At 73.0% G+C, this 12,451-nt stretch carries 10 protein-coding genes; all 10 read right to left on the reverse strand.

Annotation, left to right across the window (positions count from 1 at the left end):
* Positions 1-49 precede the first annotated feature (49 nt).
* Entirely contained in the window at positions 50-1,252 is a 1,203-nt protein-coding gene (locus V1633_RS24995) for an argininosuccinate synthase (RefSeq protein WP_331216836.1), read from the reverse strand.
* Positions 1,249-1,764, reverse strand: a complete 516-nt coding sequence (locus V1633_RS25000) for an arginine repressor (RefSeq protein ID WP_331216837.1) — start codon at positions 1,762-1,764, stop codon at positions 1,249-1,251. Before V1633_RS25000 ends, V1633_RS24995 begins: the two co-directional genes overlap by 4 nt.
* The gene (argF, locus tag V1633_RS25005; RefSeq protein WP_331216838.1) at positions 1,761-2,690 is read right to left on the reverse strand and encodes an ornithine carbamoyltransferase; all 930 of its coding nucleotides are present in this window, start codon (positions 2,688-2,690) and stop codon (positions 1,761-1,763) included. Before argF ends, V1633_RS25000 begins: the two co-directional genes overlap by 4 nt.
* The gene (locus tag V1633_RS25010; RefSeq protein ID WP_331216839.1) at positions 2,690-3,970 is read right to left on the reverse strand and encodes an acetylornithine transaminase; all 1,281 of its coding nucleotides are present in this window, start codon (positions 3,968-3,970) and stop codon (positions 2,690-2,692) included. Before V1633_RS25010 ends, argF begins: the two co-directional genes overlap by 1 nt.
* Positions 3,967-4,869, reverse strand: coding sequence for an acetylglutamate kinase (gene argB, locus V1633_RS25015; RefSeq protein WP_331216975.1), 903 nt, complete (start codon positions 4,867-4,869; stop codon positions 3,967-3,969). Before argB ends, V1633_RS25010 begins: the two co-directional genes overlap by 4 nt.
* Positions 4,870-4,936: 67 nt before the next feature.
* Positions 4,937-6,103, reverse strand: a complete 1,167-nt coding sequence (gene argJ / locus V1633_RS25020) for a bifunctional glutamate N-acetyltransferase/amino-acid acetyltransferase ArgJ (RefSeq protein ID WP_331216840.1) — start codon at positions 6,101-6,103, stop codon at positions 4,937-4,939.
* A gap of 19 nt (positions 6,104-6,122) precedes the next feature.
* Entirely contained in the window at positions 6,123-7,127 is a 1,005-nt protein-coding gene (argC, locus tag V1633_RS25025) for an N-acetyl-gamma-glutamyl-phosphate reductase (protein WP_331216841.1), read from the reverse strand.
* Between the two features lie 86 nt (positions 7,128-7,213).
* Positions 7,214-8,410, reverse strand: a complete 1,197-nt coding sequence (locus V1633_RS25030; RefSeq protein WP_331216842.1) for an outer membrane protein assembly factor BamB family protein — start codon at positions 8,408-8,410, stop codon at positions 7,214-7,216.
* 136 nt (positions 8,411-8,546) lie between these two features.
* A complete protein-coding gene (gene pheT / locus V1633_RS25035; protein WP_331216843.1) occupies positions 8,547-11,120 on the reverse strand; it encodes a phenylalanine--tRNA ligase subunit beta in 2,574 nt (857 codons plus the stop codon).
* 59 nt (positions 11,121-11,179) lie between these two features.
* Positions 11,180-12,241, reverse strand: a complete 1,062-nt coding sequence (pheS, locus tag V1633_RS25040; RefSeq protein WP_331216844.1) for a phenylalanine--tRNA ligase subunit alpha — start codon at positions 12,239-12,241, stop codon at positions 11,180-11,182.
* Positions 12,242-12,451: the final 210 nt, after the last annotated feature.

Genomic DNA, 12,451 nt, shown 5'->3' on the forward strand with positions numbered 1-12,451 from the left:
TCGCTCACGACTGCGGGGCCCACTCGCCGCGCTCGCACTGGGCACGGGCTCAGCCGTCCAACCGGGCGTCCCGGGCCGCCGCCAACCTGCTCGGCAGGCCCCACAGCTGCACGAAACCCTTGGCCAGGGACTGGTCGAAGGTGTCGCCGGTGTCGTAGGTGGCCAGGCCGAAGTCGTACAGGCTGGCCTCGGACCGGCGACCGGTGACCACGGCACGACCGGCGTGCAGGACGAGCCGGACCTCACCGGTGACGTGCCGCTGGGTGTCGTCGACGAACGCGTCCAGCGCGTGCCTGAGCGGGGAGAACCAGAGCCCGTCGTAGACCAGTTCGGCCCAGCGTTGGTCGACGCCCTTCTTGAACCGGGCCACGTCCCGCTCCACGGTGACGTTCTCCAGCTCCTGGTGGGCGGTGATCAGGGCGATCGCGCCCGGTGCCTCGTACACCTCGCGGCTCTTGATGCCGACCAGCCGGTCCTCGACCATGTCGAGCCGACCGACGCCCTGGGCCCCGGCCCGCCGGTTCAGTTCGACGATCGCCTGGTACGGCGTGACGGTCTCACCGTCGATCGCCACCGGCACCCCGGCGTCGAACGTGATCACAACCTCGTCGGGGTCACGCTGCTCCGCCGGGTCGGCGGTGTACGCGTAGACGTCCTCGGTCGGGGCGTTCCAGATGTCCTCCAGGAACCCGGTCTCCACCGCCCGGCCCCACAGGTTCTGGTCAATGGAGTAGGGCGACTTGTGCGTGACGTCGATCGGCAGCCCCTTCTCCTCGGCGTAGGCGATCGCCTTGTCCCGGGTCCAGGCGTAGTCCCGGGCCGGCGCGATCACCTTCAGCCCGGGGGCGAGGGCACCCAGACCGGCCTCGAAGCGAACCTGGTCGTTGCCCTTGCCGGTACAGCCGTGCGACACGATCGTGCCGCCGTGCTTCTTCGCCGCCGTGACCAGATGCTTGACGATCAGCGGTCGGGACAGTGCCGAGACGAGCGGGTAGCGGTCCATGTAGAGGGCGTTGGCCCGCATCGCCGGCAGGCAGTAGTCGGCGGCGAACTCCTCGCGGGCGTCGACCACCTCACTCTCGACGGCGCCGCAGTCCAACGCCCGCTGGCGGATGGCGGCCAGGTCCTCGCCGCCCTGCCCGACGTCGACCGCCACCGCGATCACCTCGGCACCGGTCCGCTCGGCCAGGTACGGAATGGCGACCGAGGTGTCCAGGCCGCCGGAGTACGCCAGTACGACACGCTCGGTCATGGTGTGGTGTTCCCTTCGGCATGTTCTTCCCGGCCGGCCCAGGCGGACAGCTGCGCACCCAACGCGGCGCCGCCGTCGGCATCCCGGGCCACGACGAGGATGGTGTCGTCGCCGGCGATGGTGCCGACCACCTCCGGCAGCCCGGCCCGGTCGACCGCGCTGGCGAGGTAGTGGGCGGCACCGGGCGGAGTACGCAGCACCGCGATGTTGCCACTGGAGTCGACCCCGGTGAGGAGTTCCCGGAGCAGCCGGACCAGTCGGGCGGGCGCCTGTTCGGCGTCCCGCAGCGGCCGCTGGCCGTCCTCGGGGATGAGATACACCGCCGGCCCGTCACCACCGCGTACCTTGACCGCGCTCAACTCCTCCAGATCGCGGGAGAGGGTGGCCTGGGTGACCTGTACACCGTCGGCGGCGAGCAACTCGGCCAGTTCGGTCTGGGACCGGACCGGCCTGTTCCGGATCAGGTCGACGATCCGGGCGTGCCGGGCGGTACGGGTCAACGGGTTGCTCATGATTCGCTCTGCTCCAGCAGCCAGGCGAGCAGCGCCTTCTGGGCGTGCAGCCGGTTCTCCGCCTCGTCGAAGACCGCGCTGTGCGGGCCGTCGAGAACCTCGTCGGTGATCTCCTCGCCGCGGTGCGCCGGCAGACAGTGCAGCACGATCGCGTCCGGCCGGGCCGCGGCCAGCAGCGTCTTGTTCACCTGGTACGCCTGGAAGGCGCTGACCCGGTCCCGGCCGTCGCCCTCCTGCCCCATCGAGGTCCAGGTGTCGGTGGCGATCACGTCCGCGCCGTCCGCCGCCTCCAGCGGGTCGCGCAGCACCTGCACCGAGCCACCGGTCCAGGCCGCGATCTCGGCGGCCCGGCCCACCACCGCCGCCGCCGGGTCGAAGCCGGACGGTCCGGCGACCCGGACGTGCATGCCGGCGGTCGCGCCGGCGAGCAGGTAGGAGTGCGCCATGTTGTTGGCCGCGTCGCCGACGTACGCCAGGGTCCGGCCGACCGTGCCGCCGCAGTGTTCGCGGATGGTGAGCAGGTCGGCCAGGAGCTGGCAGGGATGGAAGCCGTCGGTCAGCGCGTTCACCACCGGTACGTGCGCTCCGGCGGCGATCTCGGCTATCCGGTCGTCGCCGAAGGTCCGCACCACGATCGCCGAGGAGTACCGGGAGAGCACCCGGGCGGCGTCAACCAGCGACTCGCCCCGGCCGAAGTGCGTCACCTGGGTGTCGACCACGACCGGATGGCCGCCCAGCTCGGCGATGCCGACGTCGAACGAGAACCGGGTCCGCAGGCTCGGCTTGTCGAACAGGACCGCGACCGACCGGGGACCGGCCAACGGGCGCAGGGCGAACCGGTCGGCCTTCATCCGGGCGGCCAGGTCGAGTACGGCCGACTGCTCGGCGGGTGTCAGGTCGTCGTCCCGGAGGAAGTGCCGGACCATCAGTGCTCACCTCCGACCGACCCGGCGGCCGGCACCGGGGCCGAGCCGGTGGCCTGGGTCGGAGCCGACCCGACGACGTCCACGCCCGTCGCCGCGGAGCCGTCCGACGGGTCCGGGGCGGCGCTGTCCAGCGCCGCCGGCAGGGCGGCGAGGAACGCGTCGACCTGGTCGAGGGTCAGGATCAGCGGCGGGGCGAGCCGGATCGCGGCCGGCTGCACCGGGTTGGTCAGGAATCCGGCGTCACGCAGCGCCCCGGCCACCTCGGCGGCCACCGGGGTACGCAGCCCGATACCGAGCAGCAGCCCGGCGCCCCGGACCTCCGCGACCAGTGGGTGCCCCAGCGCCTCGATGCCACGCCGCAGCCGCTCACCGACCCGCTTGACGTGGTCGAGCAGACCCTCCTGGGCGATCGTGGCGATCACCGCCAGGCCGGCCGCGCAGCTCACCGGGTTGCCACCGAAGGTGGTGCCGTGCATGCCCGGCCGCAGCAGCTCGGCGGCCCGGCCGAAGGCCAGCATGGCACCGATCGGCAGCCCGCCGCCGAGTCCCTTGGCCAGGGTGACCACGTCCGGCTCGACGCCGTCGGCCTGGTGTGCGAACCAGTACCCGGTCCGGCCGATCGCGGTCTGGATCTCGTCCAGCACGAGCAGCGCCCCGTGCTCGGCGGTGATCCGCCGGGCCGCGACCAGGTAACCGGGTGGCGGCACGATCACGCCGTTCTCGCCCTGGATCGGCTCCAGGATCACCATGGCGGTCTCGTCGGTGACGGCCGCGGCCAGCGCGTCGACGTCGCCGTACGGGACGTGGGTGACGTCGCCGGGCAGTGGGCGGAACGGGTCGGCCTTGGCCGGCTGGCCGGTGAGCGCCAGCGCGCCCATGGTCCGGCCGTGGAATCCGCCCTCGGTCGCCACGACCTTCGTCCGCCCGGTCAGCCGGGACAGCTTGAACGCCGCCTCGTTGGCCTCGGCGCCGGAGTTGGCGAAGAAGGCCCGGCCGGCCCGGCCGGCCAGGGCGAGCAGCAGCTCGGCAAGGGCCACCGGCGGCTCGGCGACGAACAGGTTCGAGACGTGCCCGAGGGTGGAGATCTGCCGGGTGACCGCCTCGACCACCGCCGGGTGGGCGTGTCCGAGCACGTTGACCGCGATACCGCCGATCAGGTCGACGTACTCCCGGCCGGCCTCGTCGACGACAACCGCGCCGCTGCCACGGACCAGCGCCAACGGCGGGGTGCCGTAGTTGTTCATCATCGCGTGCGACCAGCGGTCGAGCAGAGTCGTCATGACGTGACCGCCGCCGGGTCGGGAACCACCATCGTGCCGAATCCTTCCGATGTGAAAACTTCCAGCAGGGTCGAGTGCGCCACCCGGCCGTCCACCACGTGCGCCGCCGGGACCCCACCGCGTACGGCACGCAGGCAGGCCTCCATCTTCGGCACCATGCCCGACTCCAGCGTCGGCAGCAGCTCGGCGAGCTGATCGGCGGTGATCTCCGAGATCAGACTGGAGGTGTCCGGCCAGTCGGCGTAGAGACCGGGTACGTCGGTCAGCACCACCAGCTTGCGGGCCCGCAGCGCGATCGCCAGCGCGGCGGCGGCGGTGTCGGCGTTGAGATTGTGCAGTACGCCTTCGGCGTCCGGCGCCACGGTGGAGATCACCGGAATCCGGCCGGCCGAGATCAGGTCCGCGACCGCCGAGACGTTCACCTGGTCCACGTCGCCGACCTGCCCGATGTCGACCGGTTCGCCGTCGACGTACGCCGGGCGGCGGACCGCGGTGAAGAGCCGGGCGTCCTCGCCGGAGAGCCCGACCGCGTACGGCCCGTACTCGTTGATCAGGCCGACCAGTTCCCGGCCGACCTGGCCGACCAGGACCATCCGGACCACGTCCATCGCCTCCGGCGTGGTGACCCGCAGCCCGCCCTTGAACTCGCTGGTGATCCCGAGCCGGTTCAGCATCGCCGAGATCTGCGGACCGCCACCGTGCACCACGACCGGCTTGAGACCGGCGTACCGCAGGAAGACCATGTCGGCGGCGAAGGCCCGCTGCAGTTCGGGCTCGATCATCGCGTTGCCGCCGTACTTGACCACGACGGTGGCGCCGTAGAACCGGGCCAGCCAGGGCAGCGCCTCGATCAGCACGGCGGCCTTCCGCTGTGCCTCGGTCAGGTCACGGGTCAGCATGTCTGTCACGACCGCTTCTGCCTTCCGTTCGCGACCGCGGGACTCCGCCCCGCCGCGTTCCTCGCGTTCATGATGAGTAGGCCGAGTTCTCGTGGACGTAGGCGTGCGAGAGGTCGTTGGTCCAGATGGTGGCCGTGGCGGGGCCGGCGTGCAGGTCGATCCGGATGTCCACGTCCCGGCCGGTGAGGTCGACCTTGGCCCGGTCCTCGGCGGCGCCGCCGGCCCGGCAGACCCAGACGCCGTTGATCGCGACGTCGAGCGCGTCCGGATCGAAGGCGGCCCGCGTGGTGCCGACGGCGGCGAGGATGCGGCCCCAGTTGGGGTCGTTGCCGAACAGCGCCGTCTTCACCAGATTGTTCCGGGCCACCGCCCGGCCCACCTCGACCGCGTCGTCCTCGTCGGCGGCACCGACGACCTCGATCGCGATCTCCTTGGTCGCCCCCTCGGCGTCGGAGAGCAGTTGTCGGGCCAGGTCCCGGCAGGCCGTGGTGACCGCGGCGGTCAGCTCGGCCCGACCCGGCGCGATCCCGGAGGCGCCACTGGCCAGCAGCAGCACGGTGTCGTTGGTGGAGAGGCAGCCGTCCGAGTCGAGCCGGTCGAAGCTGACCCGGCAGGCGGCGCGGAGCGCCTCGTCCAGCGCGTCCGGCTCGGCTACCGCGTCGGTGGTGAGGACGCAGAGCATGGTGGCGAGCGCGGGGGCCAGCATGCCGGCTCCCTTGGCGATGCCACCGACGGTCCATCCCTCGGCGTTGACCTCGGTCGTCTTCGGGCGGGTGTCGGTGGTCATGATCGCCCGGGCCGCCGCCGCACCGCCGTCGAGGGCCAGTGCGGCGACCGCCGCGTCGACCCCGGGCAGCAGCCGGTCCATCGGCAGCCGCTCGCCGATCAGGCCGGTCGAGCAGACCGCCACCTCACCGGCACCGAGTTCCGGCCCGACGGCGGTGAGCGCCGCCGCGAGGTGCTCGGCCGTGGCGTGGGTGTCCTGGAAGCCGGGCGCGCCGGTGCAGGCGTTGGCACCGCCGGAATTGAGCACCACCGCCCGGACCTGTCCACCTCGGACCACCTGCTGGCTCCAGAGCACCGGGGCCGCCTTGACGCGGTTGGCGGTGAAGACCCCGGCCACCGCCGCCGCGGGGCCGTCGTTGACCACCAGGGCGACGTCCGGTGCACCGCTGGCCTTGAGCCCGGCGGGAACACCGGATGCCCGGAACCCTCTCGGTGCGGTGACGCTCACAGCTTTCCCTTCCCGCCGCTCACGGCGCGACCCCGTACACCGGCAGGCCGGTGGCCTCGGGCAGGCCGAGCATCAGGTTCGCGCACTGCACCGCCTGGCCGGCGGCGCCCTTGCCCAGGTTGTCGATGGCGCTGACCACGATCAGTCGGCCGGAGTCGACGTCGACGGTCGCCTGCAGGTGGCAGGAGTTGCTGCCCAGCGTGGCGGCGGTGTGTGGCCAGGCGCCCTCGGGCAGGACGTGCACGAACGCCGCCTCCGCGTACGCCTCGGCGAGTACCGCCCGTGGGTCGACACCGGGACCGGTCGGCACCGTGGTGACAGTGGACAGGATGCCGCGTGGCATCGGCGCCAGCACCGGGGTGAACGACAGGCTCCGCGCCCCGCTGGCCTGCTTGATCTCGGGTACGTGCTGGTGGGCGCCGACCTTGTAGGGCGACAGGTCACCCATCACCTCGCTGCCCAGCAGGTGCGGCTTGGCCGCCCGGCCGGCGCCGGAGGTGCCGGAGGCGGCGACCACCACCACGTCGTCAGGTGCGGCGACTCCGGCTGCCAGCAGCGGTGCCAGGGCGAGGATGGTGGCCACCGCGTAACAGCCGGTGGCGGCGACCCGGGTGGAGTCGGCGATGGCCGCCCGCTGGCCCGGCAGTTCGGGCAGGCCGTAGGTCCAGGGGCCGGCATGGGTGCCGCCGTAGTAGCGGGTCCACGCGGCGGCGTCGGTGAGCCGGTGGTCGGCGCCCAGGTCGACGAGCCGGACATTCTCCGGCAGGCTGGCGGCCAACGCCGCCGACTCGCCGTGCGGGAGGGCCAGGAAGACCAGGTCCGCGTCGGCCAGGGCGGCCGGTTCGGTCGGGGCGAGCACGAGGTCGAGACCGACGAGTTGCGGATGTACGGCCGCGACCGGCTGACCGGCCTGACGGTGTGCGGTGGCGGCGACCAGGTCGAACTCGGGATGCCCCGCGATCAGCCGGAGCAGTTCCCCACCGGCGTAGCCGCTCGCGCCGACCACCGCGACTCGAATCCCCATGCCCACCTCCGCATCTCTATGCAGAGGACTGTATCAGCGAGGCACCCAGGCTGCAAGACTATACGGTCCTCCGAATGATCACACGATCATGTCCGCAACCGCCACAGGCCAAGCTGATTCGGGGCGGTCCGACAGGCCAGGGCGGTGGCACCGGCCCGGCAGTCCACCACGTCGGTCGGCAGGGTGCCGATGATCCGCAGCGCCTCCCCGTCCGCCACCGCGAGCAGGGTACGACCCTCGTACGCATCCGGCCGGATCATGACGTCCGGGGACCAGACGATCGAATGCCAGCCGATCGGGCGGGCCCGGGTCCAGCGCTCCGCGCCGGTCTCCGGGTCGAGGGCGATGACCTGTGACTCGCCGTCCAGGCAGGCCAGCCCGCCGCAGTCCCGGATCGCCTCGGTGGCCCGACCGCCGGGTCGACTCCAGCGGGTGGTGAACCCCGGCAGGTCGTAGCCGGTGACGGCGAAGCCGCCCCGGTGGGGGTGTCGCAGCACCAGCCGTTCGCCGATCACCCGCGGATTGTTCTGCGCGTAGTCCGCCGGGGGCAGCCGACCGACGCCGACCAGCCGCCCGGTATCCAGGTCGTACAGCTCGGCCGTCACGTTGTCGTGCACCACCAGCACCCGGGGCGGATCACCGGAGACCGGCTGCACCACGGCGGTCGACGAGAGCGGCAGCCGCCACCGCACCCTCCCGGTGACCAGATCGACCGCCTCCACCGCACCCTCCACCCGGCGCCCCGCTCCGGACAGACTGCGTACCTCCCACACTCCCAACCCGATGGTGCTGTCCGGCATCCGCAGCACCCGTCCGGGCCGACGCCACCGCAGTTCCCCCGTCCGAACCGACCGCGCGGTGGTCACCGGGCCCCGACCCACCGCGCCGACCTCGGCGATGAGCAGGACGTCACCGACCAGGTCCGCGAAGTGCCGGCCCGCCGGATCCGCCGGCACCGTCCACCGCCGGGCACCGGTCGGCAGCTCGTACGCGGTGAGATTCGGACTCCCACCATCGGGGCCGTTGCCACCCACCGACACGAGCAGCAGGTCCCCGGCGACGAAAAACGTGCTGCCGGCCGGTACGTCGACCGTGCCGCCGGGCAGCAGGGCGCCGCGCGGCGGGCTCGCGGCGGTCACGCAGAGCAGCAGCAGTAGGACGAGCAGAAGTCCGGCGCGCCAGCGGGCCGCGGTACGCCGCGACCCGGGCGAAGGTGGCGAATCGTCGTCCGGCAGGCCACGATCGTCGCCGAGCTCGATGACCGCGATCGTCCGGCTCTCCACCCGAGTCTCCTGATCCGGCCGGCCCGCCGTACCGTGGCCGGACCAGACCGGGCCGGCGGTCCGAGCCTAGCCGCGCACGGCGCACCGCAGAAGACGGTGCCGGGCCGGAACCGCCTCGGTCCCGGCCCGGCGCAGGTCAGGCGCCGCGGAGCACCGCGCCGAACCGGCGGGCGGCCTCAGCCACCGCCGCGTCCCGGGCGGCTACCGCCTCCTCGCCGGTCAACGTCCGCTCCGGTGCCCGGAAGACCAGCTTGTACGCCAGCGACTTGCGGTCCGCACCGAGCTGCTCCGAGGTGTAGACGTCGAAGAGCCGGACCGACTCCAGCAACTCCCCGGCGCCCTCGGCGAGCGCCCGGCGCACCTCGTCGGCCGGTACCCCGGAGTCCACCACCAGCGCGACGTCGATCAACGCGGGCGGGTACCCGGAGACCCGGGGCGCCGGCACCACCGGTGCGGGGGGCAGCGCGTCCAGTTCGAGTTCCAGGGCGCTGGTCCGGGGCGGCAGCTCCAACGCCGCCAGTGCCGCCGGGTGCAGTTCGCCGGCGTACCCGACGGTCACCCCGTCCACGACGAACTCGGCGCACCGGCCCGGGTGCCAGGGGGCGTACTCCGCCTGCCGGACCACGACCCGCTGCTCCGGGATGCCGGCGGCGGCCAGCACGATCCGGCCCGCCTCGACCGCGTCCGCCCAACCTGCCGGCCGGCCGGGGCCCCACCAGCCGGTCGGCTCGACCTCGCCGCTGAGGACGGCGGCGACATGCCACGGCTGCACCGGCAGGACCGCGTCGGCGGCCTGGAACTCCTCGTCGCTGGGCCGGTGTGTGACGCCCATCGCGGGCGGCGGGCCGGTCTCCGGCCGGGGCTGGAAGACCAGGCCGATCTCGTAGAGCGCGAGGTCCCGCTGACCCCGGCCGACGTTGCGACGAAGCGCGCCGAGCAGCGTGCCGAGCAGCGTGGTCCGCATCAGCGGATCGGTGTCGGAGAGCGGATTGGCCAGCCGCATCGCCCGACGTCGTGGGTCGTCGGCCGGCAGGTTGAGCCGGTCGAAGAGTTCCGGCGCGACGAACGGGTGGGTGAGCACCTCGACGTAACCGTTCTCGGCCAACGCCCGGCTCACCGTACGACGGCGCCGCTGGGTCGGGGTGAGTCCCCGCCCGGGCGGGGCGAGCGGCAGCAGCGACGGCACCCGCTCGTAGCCGTCCAGCCGGGCCACCTCCTCGACCAGATCGGCCGGGTCGGTCAGGTCGGGCCGCCAGGTCGGTGGGGTGACGACCAGGGTCGGCGGCCCGCTCGCGTGCCGGCCACCGACGTTCCCGGCGCCCCGCCCGTCGCCCCGGGCGACCGTGCAGCCGACCCGTTCCAGCAGCGTCGTCACCCGCTCCGGCTCGTACGGCACGCCGACCCGCCGGGCCGGCAGGTCCGCGTCGAGGACGATCCGGGCCGGTGCGGTGGTGTGGTCGATGTCCAGCACCTCGGCACCACCGGCCCCACCGGCGTACGTGGTCAGCAGCGTCACCGCCCGCTCCAGCGCGACCAGCGGCAGGGCCGGGTCGACGCCCCGCTCCCAGCGCTTCGCCGCCTCGCTGAACAGCCGGTGCCGGCGGGCGGTACGGCCCACCACCACCGGGTCCCAGTGCGCCGCCTCGAAGAGCACATTGGTGGTACTGGCGACGACCTCGCTGGTCTCGCCGCCCATCACCGCGGCGAGCGAGACCGGCACCCCGTCGGCGTCCTGACCCGCCCCACCGGTCAGCCCGGCGTCGCAGATCACCAGGTCCTCCGGGTCCAGCGCCCGGTCGACCCCGTCCAGGGTGGTGAGCCGCTCCCCCGGCACCGCCCGCCGGACGACCAGTTCGCCGCGGAGCGCGTCCAGGTCGAAGGCGTGCATCGGCTGGCCGAGTTCGAGCATCACGTAGTTGGTGATGTCGACGGCCAGCGAGATGCTCCGGATGCCGGCCACGGTGAGCCGCTTCCGCATCCACTGTGGCGACTCGACACTCGGGTCGACACCCCGGACCACCCGGGCCGCGTACCGGTCGCAGCCGACCGTGTCGACGACCCGCACCGGGTACGCCGGCGCCGGCGTCGCCCCGGGCGCGGCGACCCGCGCCGGGTCCCGGAACGGTACGTCGAAGGCGTGCGCCAGTTCCCGGGCCAGCCCACGCACCGACATCGCGTACCCACGGTCCGGGGTGATCTCCACCTCGACCACCACGTCGTCGAGCCCGACCACCGGACGGGCGTCGTCGCCCGGCTTGGCCTGGACGTCCTCGGGCAGCACCAGGATGCCCTCGTGGTCGTCACCGAGGCCGAGTTCCCGCACCGAGCAGATCATCCCGTTGGAGTTCCGCCCGTACGTCTTGCGGGCCGAGATGGCGAAGTCGCCGGGAAGCACACCGCCGGGGAGGATCACCACCACCCGGTCGCCGGGGGCGAAGTTCGTCGCCCCGCAGACGATCTCCTGCGGCTCGCCGGTGCCGTTGGCGGCCCCGACGTCGACCCGGCAGAACCGGATCGGCTTCTTGAAGCCGGTCAGCTCCTCGATCTCGAGCACCTCGCCGACCACCAGCGACCCGGTGACCGTGCTCCGCAGGTCCACGATCGACTCGACCTCGATACCGAGGTTGACCAGCGCCCGGTCCAGCTCCTCCGTGCTCAGCTCGGGGGGAAGCTCGACATGCTCACGCAGCCAGGAAACAGGAATTCGCATGACTCAGACCACCGCTCCGTTTGATGTCGCCGCATCCGTCACGTCGTCGCGCACCGCCGTCACACCTCGACCCCGAAGGCACGGGTGAACCGCACGTCCCCCTCGGCCATGTCCCGCATGTCGCCGATGCCGTGCCGGAACATCAGGCTCCGGTCGATGCCCATGCCGAAGGCGAATCCGGAGTAGACGTCCGGGTCGATGCCGCAGGCGGTCAGCACCCGGGGGTTGACCATGCCGCAGCCGCCCCACTCGACCCAGCGGGGGCCGTCCCGGTGCTGGGGGAACCAGACGTCGAACTCGGCGGACGGCTCGGTGAACGGGAAGTAGTGCGGGCGCCAGCGGGTCCGTGCCTCGGCACCGAACAGCGCCCGGGCGAAGTGGTCCAGGGTGCCCCGCAGGTGGGCCATGGTGATGCCCTCGTCCACCACGAGGCCCTCCACCTGGTGGAAGACCGGGCTGTGGGTGGCGTCGAGTTCGTCGGTCCGGTAGACCCGGCCGGGACAGACCACGTAGATCGGCGGCTTGCGGGCCAGCATGGTACGGGCCTGCACCGGCGAGGTGTGGGTCCGTAGCACGATGCCGGGCACGTCCAGGTAGAAGGTGTCCATCGTGCCCCGGGCCGGGTGGTCCGGGCCGATGTTCAGCGCGTCGAAGTTGGTCCACTCCAACTCGACCTCGGGACCCTCGGCGATCTCGTAGCCCATCCCGACGAAGAGGTCGCCGATCCGTTCCGCGAGGGTGCTCACCGGGTGCCGGGCACCGCGCGGGCGTCGGTCGTACGGCAGGGTGACGTCCACCCGCTCCTCGGCCAGGATCCGTTCGGCCTGGGCGGCCTGCACCACCACGAGACGCTCGGCGTACGCCGCCTCGATCTCCCGGCGGGCCTCGTTGACCCGCTTGCCGGCGTCGGATTTGGCGGCCGGTGGCAGGGCGCCGATCTCCCGACGGGCCAGCGAGACCGGGGCCCGGTCGCCCAGGTGCTGTCGGCGCAGCTCGGCGAGGGTCTCGGGGTCGGTGGCGGCGTCGAACGCGGCCGTCGCGTCGGCGACCGCCGCCGCCAGCGCCTCGGGGGCGAGCAGGGCGACCTGTTTCGGGTCGTACGGGTCGTTGCGATAGGTCATGACGTGCAGCTACTCCCTCTGCGTCGCGGGCGGTCCCCCGCTGCCTGGCGCGTCGAATGTCCCGCTGCGCCGTGCTGGTCGCCCCTGCGGCACCGCCTCGGCGGACGCCGGCCGGACCCGCTCGCGACGGCGGTTCACGGCCCTGGTGGGCGGTGACCCGATGCTGCGACGGTCCCCGGCCCGCGCGGCGGGCGCCGGGGGCACCGGCGA

It is taken from the genome of Plantactinospora sonchi (assembly GCF_036422035.1).
GTDB lineage: Bacteria > Actinomycetota > Actinomycetes > Mycobacteriales > Micromonosporaceae > Plantactinospora > Plantactinospora sonchi.